Origin of the sequence: Brevibacterium ihuae (genome assembly GCF_900184225.1) — a bacterium.
GTDB classification, from domain to species: Bacteria; Actinomycetota; Actinomycetes; order Actinomycetales; family Brevibacteriaceae; genus Brevibacterium; species Brevibacterium ihuae.
Genome location: NZ_FXWZ01000003.1, coordinates 1,080,655 through 1,100,835, shown reverse-complemented (window position 1 = coordinate 1,100,835; position 20,181 = coordinate 1,080,655). Strand labels below are relative to the sequence as shown.

The window sequence follows — 20,181 nt, the reverse complement described above, 5'->3', positions numbered from 1 at the left end:
ACGGCACCGTCGGGCCGCACGCTGATTCGAATGTAACCCGTCTCACCTCGGCGGGGCTGTCACCAGGACAATCTTCGTCAAATCTTCAAGAACCCTGGTCCTTTCACCAGTGGCGGCTCGACCAGAATGGAGGGAGTCGTTTTCCTGCGAGTTGAAGAAGAAGGATGCTCTCACCTCTGTCGCGTCGTTCGATGATCCGCCGGTCAGGCTCGTTGACCGTCCTCCTCGCGCTTGGCCTGGCCGGGTGCGGCAGCGATGCCGACGAGTTGGCCGACCAGGTGCCGGAGGTCAATGAGCAGGGCTATATTTCCGGGGCCGGGGTCATCACCCAACTGCCCATCGGTGAGCGGGGTGAGCCGATCGAGTTGGCCGGCGAGTACACCGACGGCACTGCCTTCGACCTTGCCGACTGGCGTGGAGCCCCGGTGGTGCTAAACCTGTGGTACGCCGCCTGCCCTCCGTGCCGCAAGGAAGCCCCCGCACTGCAGGCCAACTACGAGCGATACCAAGCCGACGGCGTGAAGTTCTTGGGCATCAATGTTCGCGATGAGGCACCGGCCGCCGACGCGTTCGCCAGGACCTTCGATCTGACGTTTCCGTCCATGCTCGATCAGGACGGGCTCGGTGTGGCAGCACTCGGTGCGGTGCTGCCCCCGCAGGCGGTCCCGTCCACCGTGGTCCTGGACGCCCAGGGCAGGGCGGCGGCGCGGGTGATGGGAGCTGTGGACGAGTCCACCCTCAAAGCGTTGATCGGCGACGTGCTGGACGAGCCGGCATGACACTCACAGCCTCCATCGGTGAGACCTTTTCGCAGACCGCCTTGTCCGGTCCGATGCTGTTGGCGATCCCGGTGGCCATCCTGGCCGGGGCGGTCTCGTTCTTCTCCCCGTGCGTCCTGCCGCTGGTCCCCGGCTACGTCGGCTACGTCACCGGGTTGGGTGCCGCCGCGTTGACCGACCGGAAGATCAGCCGGGTCGTCATCGGGGTTTCCCTGTTCATTGTCGGCTTCGCCGCGGTCTTCGTGTCGATGGGCCTGGCGTTCAGCCTCGCCGGTGTCTTGCTCAGCCAGTGGGCCGATGTCCTCAACCGCGTGATGGGTGTCGTCGTCATCATCGCCGGCATCGTGTTCATGGGCGGGATCGGCATGTTCCAGCGCACCGCCCGCATCTCCAAGCGTCCACCCGCCGGGCTGTGGGGCGCCCCCGCCCTGGGCGCCACCTTCGCCCTCAGCTGGGCACCGTGCATGGGCCCCACATTGGCGGCGGTGCTGGCACTGTCGACCAGCTTCGGGGTAACCGGCACCGACGGCATCTGGCGCGGTGCCATGCTGACGCTGATGTACTGCCTCGGACTGGGCGTGCCGTTCATCGTCGTTGCCGTACTCATCGTCAAGGGCACCGGCAGGCTGCAGTGGGCCAGAGACCACCACCTCCTGATCAGCAGGATCGGCGGCGCGATGCTCATCATCATCGGCGTGCTGCTCGTCAGCGGCGTCTGGACCCAATGGGTCAACAGCCTGCAAGGCATGATCGGCGGCTTCGAAACCATCATCTGACACACCCCCGCCCACTCAGTGAGACCACGCATTCGCAGTCCTCACTCCTGCGCATGCTGACCCTCAGGCACCCGCCCGAACGACAAGGAGATGAACGTGAAACGAGTAGCGATCGCTGCAGCGACACTCTCGCTGGTGCTGGCAGGATGCGCCCCGGCAGCAGACTCCGAACCATCACCCAGCACCGGCTCGCAGGCTGAGTTCCTTAACACTTACGACCTCGACGACATGGATGCCGTCGAGATCATCGATCATCTGGACCAGCTCGAGACAGCCGAAAGACCAGCAGACCTGATCGCATCGGTCTATCCCGATGAGCTGGTGCTGACCGACAACAGGCAGGAAGTGGTCCTGGACCTGCCGCAGAACCTGTCGTATCTGTCGATCGCCCCCTACGTCGAGCAGACACATGACTGCTTCTATCACAGCCTGACCACTTGCCAGGGTGAGCTCAGCAACGCAACCGTCGACGTCGAAATCACCGACAGCACTACTGGGGACGTCGTGGTCGACGAGCAGGTGGCCACCTTCGACAACGGGTTCGTCGGCTTCTGGGTGCCCAGCGACATCAACGGCACCATCGAGATCAGCTACGACGGCCGGACGGGCGCCTCGGACTTCACCACCACCGACGAAGGCGCCACCTGCATCACCGACCTGCAACTCACCTAAAAAGCAGCGGTGGGCGAAGCGAGACCGTGACCATGAAGCCGTTGCATCAGGAACGGGCGGCAACATCGACGCAGCAGTCCGACTCCACCAGCGGATCCGGCGCGCCCGGAGCGACCCCGCCGACGAAGGCAGCACCGGCCGACATCGGGTTCGTGGGGCTGCTGCGGTGGGCGTGGCGGCAGCTGACCACCATGCGAGCGGCGCTGATCCTGCTGCTCATGCTGGCGCTGGCCATCATCCCGGCTTCCCTGCTGCCCCAGCGCATCCAGGATCCGGCCCGGGTGGCAAGCTTCATCGAGGACAACGGGCAGTGGGGAGAAGTCCTCGACACCTTCCAGCTGTTCGACGTCCACTCCTCGGTATGGTTCGCCAGCATCTACATCCTGCTGATGGTCTCGCTGGTCGGCTGCATCCTGCCCCGCACCCGGCAGCATCTCCGGGCGATGCGCCAGGAGCCGCCGAAAGCGCCGCGCCGTCTGACCCGGATGCCGGGGTATGCCAGCTTTGGCCCGCCGCTGGGCACCTCGAGCAAGGAGCTGCTCGACGCTGCTGAGCGGCTGCTGAAGAAGCGCGGCTACCGCACCGTGAGGCACCCGGACCACATCGCTGCCGAGCGCGGCTAGGGACTGCTGAGGGTTTAGTTGACTTCACGACTGGATAAGTTCCAGGAAGGATGGAAGTCATGCCAAAGATCTACACCGATGAGTTCAAGCAATCAGCTCTCGAGCTCCTGGGTGAGGGGATGACCCAGAAGCAGGTCTGCGCCGACCTCGGCATCTCGAAGTCAGCTCTCCAGGCCTGGGTGCGTGACTCACGCCTGCGTGAGCACGGACTCGAGCCCTCTCGTGATGTCGAGGAGTCTCGCGCCCAGGCAGCAGCACTGAAGCGGATCAGGGAACTCGAGCGGGAGAACAAGATCCTCCGCGAGGCTGCAGCGTATCTCTCGCAAGCGAACTTGAAGCTCGGTGGTCATCACCCAAAATGATGTACCCGCTGGTCCTCGACCTTGCTGCCGCCGGGGTGCCGGTGGCAGTGGCCTGCCGGGTACTCGGCTTTACCAAGCAGGGTTTCTACAAGTGGTGCGCGAAACCTGTCTCTGACCGGGAACTCGAGGAGGCGCACTTGATCAATGCCGCCTACGACGTTCATACGGACGATCCTGAGTTCGGGCACCGGTTCATCGCTGATGAGCTCCAGGCGTGCGGATACAGCGCCTCTGAACGTCGTGTGTGGCGGCTGTGCTCGCAGCAGGAGCTGTTCTCCCACACGATCAAACGAGCCCGGAAGCACGGTAAGAAGCCCGGCCCGCCAGTGTGTGATGACCTCGTCGAACGCGACTTCACAGCAAAGGCAGTCAACGAGTTGTGGCTGACCGATATCACCGAGCATCACACCAGTGAGGGCAAGCTGTATATGTGCGCGGTCAAGGATGTGTTCAGCAACAGAATCGTCGGTTATGCCATCGATTCGAGGATGAAATCTCGTCTGGCTGTGGCGGCGATTGATGACGCTGTGGCTCGTCGTGGCGGACCGCGAGCCGTGGCAGGGTGTGTCGTTCACTCGGATCGCGGGTCGCAATTTCGCTCTCGTAAGTTCCAGCAGGTTCTACGGCGTTACGGGCTAGTCGGATCGATGGGTCGGGTCGGCGCTGCTGGTGATAATGCGGCGATGGAATCGTTCTTCGCTGTGTTGCAGAAGAACGTCCTCGACCGGGGCCGTTGGGACACGCGAGCGAGGTTGCGGACATCGATCGTCCACTGGGTCGAGCGGACCTACCACCGGAAGCGTCGGCAACGGCGTTTGGGTAAACTGACTCCGGTTGAATACGAGCTTGTTCACCACAAGGCCGTCGCTCTGGCGGCATAAACCCCGGAGTCAACTAAACCGTCAGCAGTCCCTTCCCGGCTGCTGCGCCTCATGCCAGCCATCAACCTGGTGTGCACGCGAACGACTCGATGTCCGGCCTCGAGCAGGTCAGCCTCGAGCCGACGGGTCAGGTGGCGGCAGTCCTCGACCGCGACGGTGACGGTCTCGAAGCCTTCCAACCAGGTCAAGATCTTTCGATGCCCCCCGGCACGTGCTTCGACCGTGAGCTCCTTGATTCTCCGGCCCACCTCGTCCACCGCGACGAGCGTGTGCCAGTCCTTGTGAGCGTCGATACCGATGACAGTCATGACAGTCCCCTTCCCAGTCCGGTACTGCGCGAGCTGCGGTGCCGAACGCGGACGGGCACGCCTCAGTTGGGCAGTCGAACCAGCAGGCTCCTATCAGGCCACGCCCACTTCCAGCACCGCGGGTCCCGGAGAGACGGCACATCGCGGACAAGCTACGAAAGCAGCGAATAAACGAGCCAGCCCCGCCGGGATACCCTCATTCTGGTACTGATGCGAAAAAAGCCGAGGCGGCTTTGAGGATCTCGTTGGCGCGGCGGGCTTCGGCGAGCTCACGCTTCAGGCGCTTGTTCTCCTCCTGCAGGTCCTCGCCGACCTGTTCCTGGGCTACCTCGTGGCCGTGGCGGTTGCACCACATCCGCAGGGTCTCCTCGCCCACACCGAGCTGTGGTGCCACGGCTCGGAGTGAGTGCGAACGAGGCCCACCCTGCGCGGCCTGACGTTCGAGGACCATCCGTACGGCGCGCTCACGCAGCTCGGGGGTGTACTTCTTGGGCATGTTCCGATTCTCCTTCAGTTGGATCGGAACGAAACCCAGGGCGCTTCAAAGTCCCCGATGGAAGCATCGGGGACTTTCTGCCTTCCCCAGTCAAGTGACACCCTGCGCGACCTCAGGTCACCACCGCCCTGCGGAACCTCAGGTCACCTTTGCTTCCGTGCCGGTTCTGAACGTCCGCGACGCTCCCTGCTGCCCCGGCATCTCCTCGGGCTGCAGTGCCGCGATGAGTGAGGCCAGCGCGGATCCGGCAGACGGACTGGAGTTCGGGCCGACGATGGCGAGGCTGGAGATGATCGCGGCGATCTCCGCGGTGTCGAGCGTGATGTGGTGCCGCTCCCCGTGCACCGTCAGGGAGTAGCCGCCTCCCCGGCCGCGGCGCGCCGTGAAGGGGACTCCGAGGTCGCGCAGCCTCTCCAGGTCGCGCTCGACCGTTCGGGGGGAGACACCGAGCCGCTGCGCGATCTCCGTGGTCGCCAGCATCGTCGGCGCGGCTCCGGCGAGCAGCTCGATCAGCGCCTGCTGGCGTTCGACTCGGCGAAGGGCCAGGTGCCCGTCGCGTGATCGGGCGGCGAGCTGGATTCGCGGTTCCATGGTCGGAATCCTAATCCCGCCACCGGCGTGACGGGATACCCGATTAGCGTGAGCGTCATGGATACCTCAATCGAAACCATCGCCCATGACTTCTTCGATGAGTACGCCCAGGCGCTGCTCGCCCGCGACAGCGATCGGATCGCGAACCTCTACGCGGTGCCGGCGCTCATCGCCTTCCCCGAGCAGACGGTGCCGGTCTCCAGTCGACAGCAGACTCACGACTTCTTCTCCGCGAGCTGGGGGCAGTACTCGGGGATCGAGGAGATCGACCAGGTCGTCGAGGTCATCGCCTCGTCATCCCACAGCATCTGGGCAGACGTCACCTGGACATACGGCGGCGCTCCTCGCGAGAGGTTCATCTATCAGCTCCTCCGCGAAGGTCGGTCCTGGCGCGTGGGAGTGCTCACCCCGCTGCCCGACGGCGGTTGATCGGCTCGGAGCTGTCGGCTCCTCCTTCGGTCGCGAGCGACCGAAGGAGGAGCCGAGGCCGAACTCAATAGCTCGCCGTTCCCTCGGATCCGCGGGACCGGGGGTACGATCGAACCGTACGACAGGGGAGCGCCGAACGCGGGCGCTGAGAGTGCGGAAGCAGACCCTCGAACCTGATCCGGTCAGTACCGGCGGAGGAAGTCGTGTCGCGGTGTCCGCACCGTGCGCGCCCGAGGGCGGACGCAGCGGCGCTCGTCCCGCGGATGCCGCCGCCCCCGCGATCAGCACCTTCCGCTCGGGCCTCTCCTGTCGACACGCTGCCGCAGGCGTCAGCGTCCGATCCGCGAAAGGAGACACCATGTCCGACAACCGCCCGTCATCACCCGATCCCACCGCCACCACCGTCACCGTCGACCCCAGCGGCGCCGTCGCCGCCCTGCGCGCGTCGGCAGCGGAGGACTGGGACACCGCCGTCGACCACCGGTTCGTCCGCGAGCTGTTCGCGGGCACGCTCGACGACGGCGTGCTCGCCGGCTATCTCGTGCAGGACTACCAGTTCTTCGACACATTCCTGTCGATGCTCGGGGGCTGCGTCGCATTCGCCGACCGCGTGCCCGCGAAGCTCCGCTTCTCCCGCCAGCTCGGGATGCTCGCCGCGGACGAGGACGGGTATTTCCAGCGGGCATTCGAGGAGCTCGGCGTCGCGGAGACCGACCGCACTGCACCCGCCCTCACCCCCACGACCGCGGCGTTCCGCGACGCCATGACCGATGCCGCCCGGTCCCGGTCCTACCCGCATCTCCTCGTCCTCCTCGTCATCGCCGAATGGCTCTACCTCGACTGGGGTGAGCGCACGGCGGAGATGCCGGAGCGATACGTCCACCGCGAATGGATCGAGCTCCACCGCGGTCCGGACTTCCGGGAATGGGTGCAGTTCCTCGTCGACGAGCTCGACCGGGTGTTCCCCGACGACCCCGCCGAACGCGAGCGCCTCACCGCCGTGTGGCGCCACGTCGTCGGACTCGAGCGGGCGTTCTTCGACACCGCGTACGTCTGAGCCCGCGCTGCGCCTGACCACGAGCGCACGCCGGCCGGGCACGATCCCGGCCGGCACCTCGCGCTCCGGCACCGACCGCCCCGCGTGCCACCCGGTCCGCGCGCCCGCCGCCCACTATCCTGTTCCCATGTCCACTCCCGAATCCACGGTGTCCGTGCCCAGCGGACGCTCCTACGAGGCGATGCGCGCAGCCTTCCGCCGGTCCATCCGCCTGGTCCACCGGCCCACCGTCACGGGTCTGGAGAACGTGCCGCTGACCGGCCCGGTGATCATCGCGAGCAACCACCGCTCGTTCGTCGATTCGGTGTACCTGTCAGCGCTCTCCCCGCGGCAGGTGTGCTTCATGGCCAAGGAGGAGTACTTCACCGGGAAGGGACCCAAGGGCCTCGCCTCCCGCACCTTCTTCCAGGCGGTGGGCAGCTTCCCGGTCAGGCGCGGATCGACCGCGGATGCGGTCAAGGCGCTCGAGGACGGCGAGGACATCCTGCGCCAGGGCAAGATCTTCGGTATCTACCCCGAGGGGACCCGGACCCGCACCGGGGCGATCGGCACCGGGAAGACGGGGGCGGCCGAGCTCGCGATCCGCACCGGGGCGACCATCGTCCCCGTGGGCATCATGGGCACCGAGGACGTCATGGCCGTCGAGCAGCGCTTCCCCCGGCCGGCGACCTTCACCGTCCGGTTCGGCGAGCCGATCCCCGCCCCGGCCCGTCAGCAGCCGGCGGGACCGCAGCGCCGGGCGCTCACCGAGCAGATCATGGCCGCGATCGCAGAGCTCGTCGACGACGCCTGAGCGCATCGCCCTTTGCGCTCATCGGCACCGCCGCCGCGGGTGCTGCGGCCACCGGTTCTGCCGCCGCGGGCACCGCCGTCACGAATCGCTCGCCTGACGGCCGGGGCGCCCCTGCCCGCCGCAGAAATCAGTGCGCTCCCACCTCGATGAGGAGCACCCCGCCCATGATGAGGGCCACGCCGACGCCCATGACCCAGGTGAAGGGTTCGCCGAACAGCAGCCTGCCGAGCAGCGCGGTAAGTGCGACCCCGGCCGCCGCCCAGATCCCGTAGGCCACGCCGAGCGCCATCCCGGCACCGAGCGCGAGAGCGAGCAGGGTGAAGGCGAGGACGTAGCCCACGCCGACGACCGCGAACCAGCCCCGTCCCCCGCGCGCCGCCATCCGCAGCGCCAGGGTGCCGCTGACCTCGGTGATGATCGCACCGATGAGGAACAGCCACGCCATCAGGCGACCTCGGGCCCGGTCGATCGCGGACCCGGCCCGGCAGCGTCCCGGCCGGGTGGGAGTCCGTCGCCCTCGGAGCCCGCACCCGCATCGCGCACCGGTGCCCTGCGGCCCCCGTGCGACCCGAGCTCGACGCACAGCACCCCGGCGATGACGAGTCCGATGCCGAGCCCCGTGAGCGGGGTCAGCGGCTCCCCGTAGATCACAGCGGAGAGCAGGGCGGTGAGTGCCACCCCGGCTGCCGCCCACACCCCGTAGGCCACCCCGAGTGCCATGCCGGTGCGGAGGACGAGGGTGAGCAGGGCGAATGCCATGAGGTATCCGAACCCGACGACGACGAACAGCGCGGGGACCTCGAGAGCGGCCTTGAGGGAGAGGGTCGCGACGACCTCGGCGGCGATCGCTCCGGTGAGCAGGGCCCAGCCCCGTGCCGTGGAGTGCGTCATGGCTCGATCCTACGGCGCAGTGGGATCGCGGATGCGTGGTGTGCCGACCTCCGAGGACTGACGTGGGCCGGGTCAGCGGCCCCGGGTCAGCGGCCCCGGTTGAGGCGCGCGATCGAGCCGGACAGCGCGGTGGCGAGACCGGTCCATGCGGCGTAGGGGGCGAGGGCGACGCCGCGCTGCGGAGCCGATCGCGCGGCCCGACGCACGAGGTCGGCCGAGCTCAGTGCGAGCAGTGCCGCCTCGACGGTGGAGAGCACCGGCTTCTTCCCGCGGAAGAACAGCCCGGTCCAGCCGGCGTTGAGGACGAGGTTGGCTCCGAGGGCGAGCGCGTCGCCGCGCAGCGTCCTGCGCTTCCCCTCCTCGAGGCCATCGGCCGCGACGAGTGCGGAGATCACCGCGATGTCGGCGTAGAGCAGCGTCCACACGAGGGGGAACACCGCCGCCGGCGGCTGCCAGTCCGGCTTCCGCAGCGACCGGTACCAGGCGTTGTCGGGGTCGGTGAGAATCGTCCCGACCGCAGCACAGGCTCCGACGGCCCCGGCCGAGGTGAGCAGCACCCGCCGCCACCGCCGGGTGTCGAGGCCTCGCCCGTCCTCGCCCCTCTCGACTGCCGCGCGCACCGCCTCGGCGAAGGACTGGGTGCCACCGGGCGGCGGGTCGAGGAGCTTCTCGAGATCGCGCTCGGTCACCACGGTGTCGTGGAGGAGGCTGCCGATGAGGGGCGCGGCGAGCCCGGCGTCCACGGGCGTGACGAGACCGATCCACTGTGCGCCCAGGCGCGGAGTCGTCACCGGGGCGGTGAGGACGCGACGCCTCGGCAGACCGACGACCTCGGCGTAGCGGCGCATCATCTCCGCATAGCTCATCGTGTCCGGGCCGCCGATGTCGAAGGCCCGATTCACCTCCGGCGGCAGGTCTGCGGCGCCGACGAGCCAGTGCACGGCGTCGCGCACGCCGATCGGGGTGATCCGGTTGTCGACCCAGTTCGGTGCGATCGCACCGGGCAGCCGCTCGGACAGATGCCGGAGCATGATGAATGAGGCCGAGCCCGCTCCCAGCACCACCCCGGCCTGAAGGGCGGCGGTCGGCACGCGGGAGCTCAGGAGGATGTCGCCGACGGCCACCCGGGACGCGAGGTGCTCCGAGAGCTCCTCGCCGGCAGGATGGAGGCCGCCGAGGTAGACGATCCGACCGACGCCCTGCTGTTCGGCTGCGGCGGCGAAGGTGCGGGCCATGTCCTGCTCGCGCTCGGCGAAGTCCGCGCCTGTGCCCATCGAGTGGACGAGGTACCAGGCGACGTCGGCGCCGGCGAGCGCGCCGGCGAGGTCCTCGGCGGAATCGGCGTCGCCCTCGAACACCTCGACCTCTCCTGGTCCGGCGGTGTCACCCGCCGGGACGATCCGGTCCGCCCAGGGCATGGTTAGCGCCTTCTCCCGGGAGCGGGACAGGGTCCGCACCCGCCATCCGCGCTCGAGCAGCTCGGCGGTGATCCGGCTGCCGACGTATCCGGTTGCTCCGGTGACCAGTGCGTGTCGTGCGTGTTCGACATCCGTCTCCACGATGACTCCTTCCGTTGCCGCAAGTGTACGGCGGCACGCTCAAGCCTCCCTGTGAGGATCCGGCGGGTGCCCGGCTGCCCGGGTGCCGGGCAGGTGTTGGTCGGGTGCTGGACTGGTGGGCCGGTCGACTTCCGGAGGAAGTCACGGGCCGGCTGCCGGGCGAGGGCCTCAGTCGTCGATGAGGGGGACGAAGGAGTACCGGCCGTGCTCGGTGATGTCGACGGGGCCGGCGGCCGTGCGGTGTACCCGCAGCATGGTGGAGGCGACGGGGATGACCATGATTCCGTCCGGAGCGAGCTGCTCGACGAGGGTCCGGGGCAGCGTCTGGGCGCCGGCGGAGACGAGGATCCGGTCGTAGGGCCCGTCGACCGGCGCGCCGAGCGTCCCGATGCGGGCCTGCCGCACCTCGGCCCACGGCATGTCGAGACCGGCGAGGACGGCCGCCGCGGACTCCCGGAGCGCCGGCACGAGCTCGCAGCCTATGACGCACCCGCTGCTTCCGACGAGCCGCGCGAGGATCGCCGTCGTCCAGCCCGAGCCGCTCCCGACGTCGAGGATGCGCTGCCCGGTGCTCACCTCGAGCAGGGTGATCATCGCGACGACGGTGGAGGGCTGGGAGTTCGTCTGCCCGTGGCCGATGGGCAGGGGCCGGTCGAGGTCGGAGAACCGCCGCTGGTCGGCGGAGAGGAACGGATCGCGGCCGAGTTCGTCCATGGCTACGAGGACCTGCTCGGGTCCGGCAGGCGGGTGAGTGGTCATCGGCCCTCCCCGGGCTGTTGCGGGCGGGTGCTCCGTGCCACCATGGTACTCATCCCGGCGACGCCGTCGGAGGCCCGGGAGCTGTGCCCCACCCGCGGCCGCCGCTCCAGTCGTCGCCGTACCCGCGTGAGATGGAGGTCGCCATGCCGAAGACGAACAAGGACGGACGCGCGAGGAAGTCCGAGATCCCGTCCACCCTCGAGCGCTCCGACCAGAAGGCGCAGGACACGTTCGCGCAGACCTTCGACTCCGCGGAGGAGCAGTACGACAGCGAATCGCGGGCCGCGCGCACCGCGTGGGCCGCCGTCAAGCACACGCATGAGAAGGTCGGCGACCACTGGGAGCCCAAGGAGGAATCCGGGCCCTCGGACGAGCGCGCCGAACGAGGTGGGCCCGGGACCGGAGGATCCGCCGGCGGGGTCGACGCGAATGCTTCGAAGGACCACCTGTACTCGCTCGCCCAGCGGCTCGACATCGACGGTCGCTCGACGATGACGAAGGACGAACTCGTCGACGCGCTGCAGAAGGCGAACGACCGGGAGACCGCCGAGGCGCGGGAGGACTGACGGGACCGCGGCCGGAGGGATCGGGTCACGATCCGACCCGTCGCTCAAAGGACCCCGCCGAGCACTCGTCACGCCGACGTCAGACGGACGTCGCGTCCTGTTAGGATGCTTCTCACCCGGATCGTCTTGACTGAGACGATCGCCCCGTTCCCCTCGATCCTTTCGAAAGCGAGCACCCGGCGCCGTGACACGCCTGTCCCCCTTCGTCGCGCTCTCCGCGACCTGCGCGCTCACCGCGACCCTCGTCCTGCCCGGGTTCTCGCTGGCCGGACCGGTCCAAGGAGCGCCCGAGGATCCGGCGGAGAGCAACGATCCCGCGGCCGCGCCGGTCGCACCTCACGACGGTGTTCCCAGGGGTGCCGGGTTCGACCTCGACGACAGCGAGTATCGCGGCGGAGATCTCGTGCTCCGCACCGAGGAGTCGGAATCTCCCGTCCGTCCGGTCTTCCGCTTCCCGGACGACTCGACACAGCCGTCACCGGATCCGGTCCCGCCGACCACCGTGCCGCTCCCACCGCCCGAGGGCCCGGTTCCACCGACGACGGTGCCGATCCCGCCGACGGAGGGACCGGAGGAGGACGAACCGATCGAGGCCTTCGCGGATCCCGCTGAGTTCTCTCTCGCACTCGATCGGGCAGCTGACGCGCTTGCCCGCACTCAGCCCTATTCCTTCGCCGTCACCGCGATCTCCGGAGGCGAGCTCGAGGTCAGCGGCGGGTCTGTCGGCGGTGGTCCGCCGCTCGAGCCGTACGACGACCGAACGTCGCTCATCAGCATCGGACAGAACGAGGAATCCGACCTCTGGGCCTTCGATGTCGACCAGGCACTGACGACGAAGTGGACTGCGACGCCGGACCCGGCGCTCGGCGACGGCGATCCCGAATCCGAGGACACCGGTTCCACGGACGGAGCGGATGACGAAGGCTCGGACGACGAGGGTGCGGACATCGGCGGCGATGACGGGAATACCGACGAACCCGGCACCGAGCAGCCCGACATCGACGAGCCCTCGCCGGATCCGCAGGCGGACACCGGTCGGATCATGTGCATCGCCCTCGAATCCCGCGGCACTGCGGAGCAGGACGGAGGACTGGCCGGGAACGACGGCTCCGAGTCTCCCGCGCGAACGGTCATGACGCTCGTGTTCGGCGGCACCGGAGAGGTGGCGCCCTGCGATGCCACCCCAGCGAAGTGGGAGGGTCAGGGCTACGGACCAGCGGATCTCCCGCCGGCCACGCGGGACGTTCTGAGCAGCGCCTATACGATCCCCGAGTCCGGGACGGGCGGCGGCTTTCATCGGGTGCCCGGTCTCGATCTCACCGGGCAGGACCTCGGCGGGATGACCGACGACGATCTGCCGGCCGAGCGTTGGGCGCGGGTCGTCTTCCGCCTCGACGCCGCACCGGATGGCAGCACAGCGACCTATCGCAATGCGAGCAGTGAGGACGGCTGGTTCTACTCGACCAGGTACACCGAACGCGAGTTCACCGCGGACGACCAGTCCGCACCCGTCCTGCGCCCGCTGCCCACCCGGGATGCTCATGCGGCGTGGAGCTTCTCGGAGTCCGGCACCTACTGCGTCGCGGTGGGCGTGCACACCACCGTTGACCCCGCCGAGATCGGCACCGAGGTGCGGGTCGAACCGGAGATCGTCGAGTTCGACGTGGGCGGCGGTGACGAGGGTGTCGACTGCACCGCCCTCGACGATCCGCCCGGCGACATCATCATCCCGCCTCCCGGGGAGGACCCCGGCGAGGGCGGCCCGGGTGAGGACCAGCCCGGCATCGATCCGCCCGAGGACGGCTCCGGGGACGAGGACCGCGACGGCATGCCCGCTCCCGGGGACCGCGATCGCCGGGGTGGAGGAGCAGACGACCGCCGCGACTCGCGGCCGACCCCCACACCCACCTCGACGACTCCCGCCACCCGGGTGCAGCAGGCGCCCCCGGTGATCCGGCACTGCCCCGCCGAGGTCGGCGGAGCAGTGCAGGTCCGCGACGGTCGCGTCGACTTCACCGCCGCGCTCGACGACGGCGCGCTCACCGGCGGCTTCGTCGATCACCGCGGGAGGTCACCGCGGAACCTCGGCACCGACCTCGGCGTCGTCGTGCCCGCCACCGCGACCCGCAGCGTCAGCACCGAGGCCGGGGCACTCGGGGAGGCGACGGACTCCGTGTGGTCGACCGACACCGGCCGCACCGGGGTGCCCCACCTCGGGTGGGACTTTACAGCGATCCCCGCCGAGGACGTGGGCGGCGAGATCACGCTGAACGTCGATCGGGTCGAGGGACCCGGCGGCTTCGCGATCCTCGACCGATCGAGCGGTTCCCTCCTCGCCGACACCTCGCAGCCGCTCTCGGCGACGGCGGGAGAGCGCGACAGCGGCGTGTTCGCCTTCGAACGGCCGGGCGACTACACCGTGACCTTCTCGATGAGCGCCGCCGCTGCCGACGGCACCGCTCTCGAGCCGGTGACCACGAAGATCAACTTCGCCGTCGGTGACGAGAACTCCGCCGTCGCGGAATCCCCGATGCTGCGCGCTCTCGTCAACGGATGCGGTGGCATGCACGTCGGCACCGACCTCATGGACTACACCGACCCCGGCTCGGACCCGCAGGCCGGACCCGAGGCAGTGGATCCGCAGGGCGAAGGCGTGCTCGGCGACCAGTGGTGGATCATCGCCGGACTGGCGATGGGTCTCGCGGCCCTCCTCGGGATCGCCGTCCTCGTCGTCCTCATGCGCGAGAGCAGGAGGTGAGCGATGTCCTCTTCGAGCAGACTCTTCGTCATCATCGCCGGTTCTCTCGCCGTCGTCCTCGCCGTCGCGGCTGCCGCGCTCATGGCACGGCTGATGACCCAGCCGGACCAGGTCGCCGCGCCCGAAGAGGGGATCTCCGGTCCTCCGCCGGTCGCCCCCGCCCCGGTCGCGCCCACACCGTCGGTTGCCGCGCCCTCGGCCGGCGCAACCCCGGCCCCGGGGGAGACCTCGGCCCCGGGAGAGGTCGACTCGCAGTGGCTGGCCGACATCGCCAGGAGCACGGGGATCCCCGAGCGGGTCCTCCAGTCCTACGTCGCCGCCGGGGTGTGGGCCGCGGAGAACCGACAGACGTGCCGGCTGGGCTGGAACACCCTCGCCGCGATCGGCTCCGTGGAGACGAACCACGGACGCTACGAAGGGTCGTCGGTGCAGCCCGACGGGAATCTCGACCGCCCGATCGTCGGCGCGCAGCTTGACGGCGTGGGGGTGGCGAGCATCCCGGACACCGACGACGGCCGTCTCGACGGCGACGACGAGTACGACCGCGCGGTGGGACCGATGCAGTTCATCCCCGACAGCTGGAACCGCCACGGTCTCGACGGCAACGGCGACGGGCGGAAGGACCCCAACAACATCGACGATGCCGTGATGACCGCGGCCTCGTACCTGTGCACCTCGGGCGACCTCGCATCGACCGCCGGCTGGGAGCGGGCGGTGCTGAGCTACAACAACTCGCTCGACTACGTCATGAAGGTGTACAACGCGGCCCTCGTCTACGCGCGGGCGGTCGACCCCGGCGCCCCCGCGCCGGCCCCGCGGACGGTCCCGGCCTCGACCCCCGCACCCGCGCCAGGCCGCAACGGGAACTGACCCGGGTCCTCGCGCGGCGGCTGACTCGAGTCCTCGCGCGGGTTCGCACTGCTTCGCGGACTCATCCGGCCCCGGCTGACTCCCGGTCGGGTGGGAGGCACCGGCCGGTTCCCCGACGGTCGCCCGGCCGAACCGCACGCGAAAACTGCTGTTGGCGACGGAAACTGTACAGTTTCCGTCGCCAACAGCAGTTTCTGTTGCTCACCCGATCTGCCAGCCCCTCATGGCCACCGCAGTTTCCGCGTGGCACTCGCGCGCACGGTCGGAACAGCAGCGTTCGTATGCCACGTGCCCCCACAGCAGTTCTCGTCGGCCATCGATCGACCGGCTGGGGCTATTAGCCGGGTCTCGATCGAACAGATCGCGGAAACTGCTGCGGCACGCGAAAGCTGTACAGGATTCGCGTGCTACAGCAGTTTTCGGGTGTCGTTCGAGGCTGCGGCAGTTCTCGTCGGATCCAGCAGTTCCCGTCGGGTGTTCGACCAGCCGGCAGCTACGGGTCCCGGGGGCCTTCGCGGCGAGTGCGGCAGAGGCTCCTGGCGGATCCACCGGAATGACGGATGCGGTGTTCGACGGCCCGGCAGGAATGACGGATGCCCCACGGTCGGTGACCGTGGGGCATCCGTGCGGATTGATGCGCGAGAGCTGTGCGGGCCTCGACGCGTCGGCGACTCGGGGCCGCGTCAGCGCCTCAGTGCCGCCGCAGCAGCACCGCCTCAGCGCCTCAGTGCTTGGGGGCGTTCGGATCGGTGTCCGAGACCACCGGGGGGACGTCGCTCTCGTCGGTGGTGACGTCGGCCGAGTCCGGGTCCGCGGCGACGTCGTCGGTCGCCTCGATCTTGGCGGCGGGAACCGGGGTCTCGGTCACGGTCGGACCGACCGCGTCCTGCTGGGAAGCCGGGACCGAGCCCACGGGGCGGGCGTCGGCCGGACGGTTGGCCGGCAGCGGGGTCGACCAGGGATCCTCGACCGGCTGGGCCTTCTTCCAGACGTAGTACGCGATGCCGGCGAGGCCGCCGATCGCGAGGATCCACACCGTCGTCATGCCGAAGCCGTTGCCCGACTTCTTCACCCGGGTGTTCTTCGCGATGTCCTTGCTCGCCCGGTTGAGGGCCTTGCGGGCCTTCTTCATCGCCTTCTTGTCACCGGTCACGCGGACGGCGAGGTCGTCGACGAACTTGGGGGTCTGCGCGGCGGCGATGAGACCGGCCGCGCTCGAGGCGACGGCGCCGGCACGCTCGGTGGCCTGCGGAGCGATCTCGTCGGTGAAGCGGTGCTTGGCGTCGTCGAAACGGGCCAGACCCTCTGCGCTCAGGTGGTCGTACTGGGCACGACCCTGCTTGCCGAGCTCCTCGATCCGGGGACGGATCTGCTCGTTGATACGGTCCACCCGCGGGCGGACCTGGGAGGCCGCGTCCTGCAGCTTGACCGAGGCGTCGCGGAGGCGCGGCGCGGCGGCGTCGATGGCGTTGGCCGAGCCCTGGCGCACGACGTCGCTCACAGCGTGCACGACGTCGGCGACTTCGTCCTTGAGGGACTTGGGCTGGGTCTTGCGCTTGAACATCTCACCCTCCGATACGGCGGAGCCGTTGGTTGATCCGTACGGTGGCCGGTCTCTGCGCGCAGTCGGCGACAGAGCCCACCGTGTGTCGTCACCGTCCATTCTAGGCCCTCCGCCGACGCGGGCCACCTCGGGTCCCGAGGTTTTGGCTGGGCGTTCGCACAGGATCGCGTCCGAGGTGCGTGCAGGGGACGGGGATCCGTCCGGGGGCGGAGCGGCGTCGTGGAACAATGGATGCATGACGATTGCAACGCAGCAGGCGATCCTGCACACCACCAAGGGCGACGTGACTCTCAACCTCTTCGGCAACCATGCGCCGAAGACCGTCGCGAACTTCACCGAGCTCGCCTCCGGCACCCGCGAGTTCGACGATCCGCAGACCGGGCAGAAGGTCACCCGGCCGTTCTTCGACGGCCTCGGGTTCCACCGCATCATCCGCCAGTTCATGATCCAGGGCGGCTGCCCGCTCGGCACCGGCACCGGCGGCCCGGGCTACACCTTCGACGACGAGATCCACCCGGAGCTGCAGTTCGACAAGCCCTACCTTCTCGCGATGGCGAACGCCGGCAAGCGCATGGGCAAGGGCACCAACGGCTCGCAGTTCTTCATCTCGACCGTTCCCACCCCGTGGCTCAACGGCAACCACACGATCTTCGGCGAGGTCGCCGACGACGCCTCGAAGAAGGTCGTCGACGCGATCGAGGGCGTCGAGGTCGGCCCCGGCGACCGCCCGGTCGAGCCGGTCGTCATCGAGTCCGTCGAGGTCCTCCCCGCGTCCTGACCGCAGGGGACCGCACATGACCGCTGGGGGAATGCCCGGAGAGGACGACCCCCGCACCCCGGAGACCCCGGGCGGCACGCCGCAGAGCGGGCCGCCCGGGGTCCCGCCGTCCCGCGGCGAGGGCGAGAACCCGCCACCGGGTATCGACGCCGCACCCGCTGGCCCCTCAGGTCGCGCTGCCGCACCCATCGGGCCCTCGGGCCCGGCGGCCGCATCCGTCGGCCAGACGGGGACCCGCGGAATCGATCGCTCGGCCCGCCCGCCGCGGGCGACCGCGACCTTCATGGTCCTCATCGGCGCGGTCTACCTGCTCCAGTTCATCCCGCCGCTCGACCTGCTCGCCCGCTTCGGCTTCATGCCGGCCCTCGCCGCCGAGCAGCCGTGGCGCACCCTCACCCACGCCTTCATCCACTCGCAGCCCTCGCCGCTCCATGTCGGCTTCAACCTCTTCGCCCTCTACTTCTTCGGCTCGTTCCTCGAGCGGGCGATCGGCGGAGTGCGCTTCGCCGTCGTCTACGTCCTCGGTGCGATCGGTGGCGCGGTGTGCGTGCTCGCGCTCGCCGACCCGACCGATCCGACATCGTGGTTCGCGCTCCACGTCGGGGCGTCGGGGGCGGTCTTCGCGCTCGTCGGCGTGCTGCTCACCCCCACCCGGGCGCTCGACCGCAACATCGGCGGGGTGGTCGTGCTCGTCGCCCTCAACGCCGCGATCCCGCTCCTCGAACCCGGGATCTCGTGGGAGTCGCATCTCGGCGGTCTCGTCACCGGGTTCGTGCTCGGCTGCGCGGCGCTGCTCCCACCCCCGCGCCTGCGGCCGGCGGTGTTCGGCGCGGGTGCGGTCGCGGTCCTCGTGGCGCTCGCCGCGATCTACTGCGCGACGATCCTCGCGGCGATGAGTTATCCACAGGTTCTGTCCACACTGTAGATGACGACATCGATGTCATTCCGATGTCCCCGGTGCCGCTTCGTTCCGCCCGCCCGATGCACGCGCCCAGCCGTTCGCCCGTGCGTTCGACGACGAGTTCCGACGCACCCATTGGGCGCCTGTGCCACGTTCGCCTTCCGGACACCGTGTCGCGGCACGTCTCCCAAGCGCCCGGGCCTGTTTCGCCCCTCGGGCACCGAATCCCTGCACACCCTCGGTCGCCTGGACCTGATTCGCACGCAGGACTCCCGGGCCCGGTTCGTCCTGGGGCTCAGGTCTCGTCGCTCGCCATCGGGTCGGCAGGGCCGAGCAGGCGCTGCGCCAGGCGGAGGAAGAGCTCGGTGATCGGCCCGATCCCGAACGCGTAGAGCAGTGAGCCGACGAAGAACACGCCGCCGAGCAGCCAGCCGCTCGCGATGACGATGATCTCGATGCACGAGCGCACGACGGTGACCGAGGCGCCGGTGCGGCGCACGAGGCCGGTCATCAGGCCGTCGCGCGGGCCGGGGCCGAAGTTCGGGATGATGTAGAGCACCGTCGCGAGGCCGTTGAGCACGATGCCGGCGCACATGAGCAGGATCTGCCCCCACAGCGCCTCCGGACGGTCGACGACGAGAAGCGTGAGGTCGATGAAGACGCCGACGAGGAGCGCATTGGAGATCGTCCCGAGCCCCGGGCGCTGCCGCAGGGGGATCCACGTGAGCAGCAGGAGGACCGACACGATGATGCCGACGACCCCGATGGTGAGCGGGACGTGGAGCGAGATCCCCTGGTGGAGCACGTCCCAGGGCATGTTGCCCAGGCCGGCGGCGATCATCAGTCCGGCGGAGAAGCCGTAGAGGACGAGGCCGCCGAACAGGGCGAGGAGGCGGACCGGCAGCGGATGGTGTGCGAGCAGCCGGAAGCCGGCGCTCATCGCCAGCGTGTGGACATGATCAGGCCGGCGATGAAGAACGCGAAGCCGGCGACGAGGTTCCAGTTGCCCCAGGCCTCGACGGGCCAGGCGCCGCCGGTGATGTAGAAGACGACGAGCCAGGCGAGCCCGAGGAGCAGGATGGTGATCATCACCGGGACGAACCAGCGCGGGTTCGGCTTGATCGACTGCGTCGTCGTGCCCGAGGTGTACGTCGAGGTCTTCCGGGAGGTCGAGCGCTTGGCAGGATTGCCCGAGCGCGCGGTGCGCTTGGGGGAGGAGTCCCCGGACTTCGCGGTGCTCTTCTTCGCGCTCGTCTTCTCGTCGGAGTCCTTCTTCGCAGTGGACTTCGCAGCGGTCTTCTTCGCGGCGCCGGCCTTGGTCGAACCGGTCTCCGTGCCCCTCTTCGCGGTGGAGTCCTTCGTCCCGGCCGACTCCGCGGAGGTGGTCTTCGTGCCAGCCTTCTTCGCGCCCCGCTTCTTCGTCGCAGCCGGAGCCTCGTCCGCGGAATCCGCATCGTCAGCTGCATCCGTATCCGCGTCGTCGGCCGCAGTCGCGTCGTCCGCAGCGGTGACATCCTCGTCGACATCGTCGGCGGTCGCGTCCGTCGCAGCGTCGCGTCCGGTGGCGTCGGCCTCGAGCTTCGCATCCACGGGGTCGGTCACGAGTGTCTCGTCGACGTCCGCCGTCGAGTCCGCGTCGGTCGACGTGACGTCGGTCGGGTCGACCGACCCGGACGCCCCGCTGGTCTCTGCAGGCGTCGCCGCGGAGTTCCGCGAGGTCCGGTGAGCTTTGCGGGCACGGCTCGGCTTGGCCACGTTTCTCCTCAGG

At 69.1% G+C, this 20,181-nt stretch carries 22 protein-coding genes, 1 pseudogene and 1 riboswitch; of the genes and pseudogenes, 13 read left to right on the top strand and 10 right to left on the bottom strand.

Going from position 1 to position 20,181, the window contains the following annotated elements:
• Positions 1-164: 164 nt before the first annotated feature.
• The 5 genes from C1A17_RS10235 to C1A17_RS10215 all read left to right on the top strand — a co-directional run bounded on the left by C1A17_RS10235 (position 165) and on the right by C1A17_RS10215 (position 4,093).
• On the top strand, positions 165-779 hold the full coding sequence (locus tag C1A17_RS10235) for a TlpA family protein disulfide reductase (protein ID WP_245873676.1): 615 nt from the start codon (positions 165-167) through the stop codon (positions 777-779).
• On the top strand, positions 776-1,555 hold the full coding sequence (locus tag C1A17_RS10230) for a cytochrome c biogenesis CcdA family protein (protein ID WP_101652874.1): 780 nt from the start codon (positions 776-778) through the stop codon (positions 1,553-1,555). The genes C1A17_RS10235 and C1A17_RS10230 overlap by 4 nt, the downstream gene beginning before the upstream one ends.
• A gap of 90 nt (positions 1,556-1,645) precedes the next feature.
• Entirely contained in the window at positions 1,646-2,227 is a 582-nt protein-coding gene (locus C1A17_RS10225) for a CueP family metal-binding protein (protein WP_101652873.1), read from the top strand.
• Positions 2,228-2,259: 32 nt separating this feature from the next.
• Positions 2,260-2,850 carry a cytochrome c biogenesis ResB family protein gene (locus C1A17_RS10220; protein WP_101652872.1) on the top strand — a complete coding sequence of 197 codons (591 nt, stop codon included), beginning with the start codon at positions 2,260-2,262 and terminating at the stop codon, positions 2,848-2,850.
• A gap of 59 nt (positions 2,851-2,909) precedes the next feature.
• Positions 2,910-4,093 (top strand): IS3 family transposase gene (locus C1A17_RS10215; protein WP_425427285.1). Its coding sequence is split into 2 segments (ribosomal slippage): positions 2,910-3,167 and positions 3,170-4,093, totalling 1,182 coding nucleotides; the frame shifts between segments, so codons are not numbered across the junction.
• Here the strand turns inward: C1A17_RS10215 and C1A17_RS10210 are convergent.
• The 3 genes and pseudogenes from C1A17_RS10210 to C1A17_RS10200 form a co-directional block, all read right to left on the bottom strand.
• Complete coding sequence (locus C1A17_RS10210) at positions 4,063-4,401, bottom strand: IS110 family transposase (RefSeq protein ID WP_245873675.1); 339 nt, start codon at positions 4,399-4,401, stop codon at positions 4,063-4,065. The genes C1A17_RS10215 and C1A17_RS10210 overlap by 31 nt on opposite strands.
• A 208-nt stretch (positions 4,402-4,609) precedes the next feature.
• Positions 4,610-4,897 (bottom strand): annotated as a pseudogene (locus C1A17_RS10205) (transposase); the annotation flags it as partial.
• Between the two features lie 138 nt (positions 4,898-5,035).
• Positions 5,036-5,488 carry a helix-turn-helix transcriptional regulator gene (locus C1A17_RS10200; RefSeq protein WP_101652870.1) on the bottom strand — a complete coding sequence of 151 codons (453 nt, stop codon included), beginning with the start codon at positions 5,486-5,488 and terminating at the stop codon, positions 5,036-5,038.
• A gap of 57 nt (positions 5,489-5,545) precedes the next feature.
• Here C1A17_RS10200 and C1A17_RS10195 point away from each other — a divergent pair, with 57 nt between their 5' ends.
• From C1A17_RS10195 to C1A17_RS10185, 3 genes are all read left to right on the top strand, one after another.
• On the top strand, positions 5,546-5,917 hold the full coding sequence (locus tag C1A17_RS10195) for a nuclear transport factor 2 family protein (RefSeq protein ID WP_101652869.1): 372 nt from the start codon (positions 5,546-5,548) through the stop codon (positions 5,915-5,917).
• A gap of 113 nt (positions 5,918-6,030) precedes the next feature.
• Positions 6,031-6,134: riboswitch (TPP riboswitch) on the top strand.
• Positions 6,135-6,275: 141 nt separating this feature from the next.
• The gene (locus C1A17_RS10190) at positions 6,276-6,974 is read left to right on the top strand and encodes a TenA family protein (protein WP_101652868.1); all 699 of its coding nucleotides are present in this window, start codon (positions 6,276-6,278) and stop codon (positions 6,972-6,974) included.
• A gap of 127 nt (positions 6,975-7,101) precedes the next feature.
• Positions 7,102-7,767, top strand: a complete 666-nt coding sequence (locus C1A17_RS10185) for a lysophospholipid acyltransferase family protein (protein ID WP_245873674.1) — start codon at positions 7,102-7,104, stop codon at positions 7,765-7,767.
• 127 nt (positions 7,768-7,894) lie between these two features.
• Here C1A17_RS10185 and C1A17_RS10180 read toward each other — a convergent pair whose 3' ends face one another.
• From C1A17_RS10180 to C1A17_RS10165, 4 genes are all read right to left on the bottom strand, one after another.
• Positions 7,895-8,212 (bottom strand): DMT family transporter, encoded by a 318-nt coding sequence (locus tag C1A17_RS10180; protein WP_101652867.1) that lies wholly within the window; start codon positions 8,210-8,212, stop codon positions 7,895-7,897.
• Positions 8,212-8,658: a DMT family transporter gene (locus C1A17_RS10175; RefSeq protein WP_101652866.1), complete on the bottom strand. Its 447-nt coding sequence runs from the start codon at positions 8,656-8,658 to the stop codon at positions 8,212-8,214. Before C1A17_RS10175 ends, C1A17_RS10180 begins: the two co-directional genes overlap by 1 nt.
• Positions 8,659-8,744: 86 nt before the next feature.
• Complete coding sequence (locus C1A17_RS10170) at positions 8,745-10,217, bottom strand: tryptophan-rich sensory protein (RefSeq protein WP_101652865.1); 1,473 nt, start codon at positions 10,215-10,217, stop codon at positions 8,745-8,747.
• 168 nt (positions 10,218-10,385) lie between these two features.
• Positions 10,386-10,976 (bottom strand): protein-L-isoaspartate O-methyltransferase family protein, encoded by a 591-nt coding sequence (locus tag C1A17_RS10165; RefSeq protein ID WP_101652864.1) that lies wholly within the window; start codon positions 10,974-10,976, stop codon positions 10,386-10,388.
• 143 nt (positions 10,977-11,119) lie between these two features.
• On the opposite strand from C1A17_RS10165, the gene C1A17_RS10160 reads away from it, so the two are divergent.
• The 3 genes from C1A17_RS10160 to C1A17_RS10150 all read left to right on the top strand — a co-directional run bounded on the left by C1A17_RS10160 (position 11,120) and on the right by C1A17_RS10150 (position 15,170).
• A complete protein-coding gene (locus C1A17_RS10160) occupies positions 11,120-11,542 on the top strand; it encodes a ChaB family protein (RefSeq protein WP_101652863.1) in 423 nt (140 codons plus the stop codon).
• Positions 11,543-11,726: 184 nt separating this feature from the next.
• On the top strand, positions 11,727-14,300 hold the full coding sequence (locus tag C1A17_RS10155) for a choice-of-anchor M domain-containing protein (protein ID WP_101652862.1): 2,574 nt from the start codon (positions 11,727-11,729) through the stop codon (positions 14,298-14,300).
• Positions 14,301-14,303: 3 nt separating this feature from the next.
• Complete coding sequence (locus C1A17_RS10150; RefSeq protein ID WP_101652861.1) at positions 14,304-15,170, top strand: lytic transglycosylase domain-containing protein; 867 nt, start codon at positions 14,304-14,306, stop codon at positions 15,168-15,170.
• 724 nt (positions 15,171-15,894) lie between these two features.
• On the opposite strand, the gene C1A17_RS10145 is transcribed toward C1A17_RS10150, so the two are convergent.
• Positions 15,895-16,734, bottom strand: coding sequence for a hypothetical protein (locus C1A17_RS10145; RefSeq protein ID WP_101652860.1), 840 nt, complete (start codon positions 16,732-16,734; stop codon positions 15,895-15,897).
• 235 nt (positions 16,735-16,969) lie between these two features.
• Between C1A17_RS10145 and C1A17_RS10140 the strand changes: the two genes are divergently transcribed.
• Positions 16,970-17,512 carry a peptidylprolyl isomerase gene (locus C1A17_RS10140; protein WP_180953293.1) on the top strand — a complete coding sequence of 181 codons (543 nt, stop codon included), beginning with the start codon at positions 16,970-16,972 and terminating at the stop codon, positions 17,510-17,512.
• A 16-nt stretch (positions 17,513-17,528) separates the two neighbouring features.
• Positions 17,529-18,437: a rhomboid family intramembrane serine protease gene (locus C1A17_RS10135; RefSeq protein ID WP_245873672.1), complete on the top strand. Its 909-nt coding sequence runs from the start codon at positions 17,529-17,531 to the stop codon at positions 18,435-18,437.
• A 271-nt stretch (positions 18,438-18,708) separates the two neighbouring features.
• Here the strand turns inward: C1A17_RS10135 and yczE are convergent, their stop codons facing one another.
• On the bottom strand, positions 18,709-19,353 hold the full coding sequence (gene yczE / locus C1A17_RS10130) for a membrane protein YczE (RefSeq protein WP_101652859.1): 645 nt from the start codon (positions 19,351-19,353) through the stop codon (positions 18,709-18,711).
• On the bottom strand, positions 19,350-20,168 hold the full coding sequence (locus C1A17_RS10125) for a cell division protein CrgA (RefSeq protein ID WP_245873671.1): 819 nt from the start codon (positions 20,166-20,168) through the stop codon (positions 19,350-19,352). The genes yczE and C1A17_RS10125 overlap by 4 nt, the downstream gene beginning before the upstream one ends.
• Positions 20,169-20,181: the final 13 nt, after the last annotated feature.

Bases quoted from the DNA above. Each gene is read 5' to 3' on its own strand.
- C1A17_RS10235 (WP_245873676.1), top strand. From the start codon at position 165: ATGCTCTCACCTCTGTCGCGTCGTTCGATGATCCGCCGGTCAGGCTCG.
- C1A17_RS10230 (WP_101652874.1), top strand. From the start codon at position 776: ATGACACTCACAGCCTCCATCGGTGAGACCTTTTCGCAGACCGCCTTG.
- C1A17_RS10225 (WP_101652873.1), top strand. From the start codon at position 1,646: ATGAACGTGAAACGAGTAGCGATCGCTGCAGCGACACTCTCGCTGGTG.
- C1A17_RS10220 (WP_101652872.1), top strand. From the start codon at position 2,260: ATGAAGCCGTTGCATCAGGAACGGGCGGCAACATCGACGCAGCAGTCC.
- C1A17_RS10210 (WP_245873675.1), bottom strand. From the start codon at position 4,401: ATGACTGTCATCGGTATCGACGCTCACAAGGACTGGCACACGCTCGTC.
- C1A17_RS10200 (WP_101652870.1), bottom strand. From the start codon at position 5,488: ATGGAACCGCGAATCCAGCTCGCCGCCCGATCACGCGACGGGCACCTG.
- C1A17_RS10195 (WP_101652869.1), top strand. From the start codon at position 5,546: ATGGATACCTCAATCGAAACCATCGCCCATGACTTCTTCGATGAGTAC.
- C1A17_RS10190 (WP_101652868.1), top strand. From the start codon at position 6,276: ATGTCCGACAACCGCCCGTCATCACCCGATCCCACCGCCACCACCGTC.
- C1A17_RS10185 (WP_245873674.1), top strand. From the start codon at position 7,102: ATGTCCACTCCCGAATCCACGGTGTCCGTGCCCAGCGGACGCTCCTAC.
- C1A17_RS10180 (WP_101652867.1), bottom strand. From the start codon at position 8,212: ATGGCGTGGCTGTTCCTCATCGGTGCGATCATCACCGAGGTCAGCGGC.
- C1A17_RS10175 (WP_101652866.1), bottom strand. From the start codon at position 8,658: ATGACGCACTCCACGGCACGGGGCTGGGCCCTGCTCACCGGAGCGATC.
- C1A17_RS10165 (WP_101652864.1), bottom strand. From the start codon at position 10,976: ATGACCACTCACCCGCCTGCCGGACCCGAGCAGGTCCTCGTAGCCATG.
- C1A17_RS10160 (WP_101652863.1), top strand. From the start codon at position 11,120: ATGCCGAAGACGAACAAGGACGGACGCGCGAGGAAGTCCGAGATCCCG.
- C1A17_RS10150 (WP_101652861.1), top strand. From the start codon at position 14,304: ATGTCCTCTTCGAGCAGACTCTTCGTCATCATCGCCGGTTCTCTCGCC.
- C1A17_RS10145 (WP_101652860.1), bottom strand. From the start codon at position 16,734: ATGTTCAAGCGCAAGACCCAGCCCAAGTCCCTCAAGGACGAAGTCGCC.
- C1A17_RS10140 (WP_180953293.1), top strand. From the start codon at position 16,970: ATGACGATTGCAACGCAGCAGGCGATCCTGCACACCACCAAGGGCGAC.
- C1A17_RS10135 (WP_245873672.1), top strand. From the start codon at position 17,529: ATGACCGCTGGGGGAATGCCCGGAGAGGACGACCCCCGCACCCCGGAG.
- yczE (WP_101652859.1), bottom strand. From the start codon at position 19,353: ATGAGCGCCGGCTTCCGGCTGCTCGCACACCATCCGCTGCCGGTCCGC.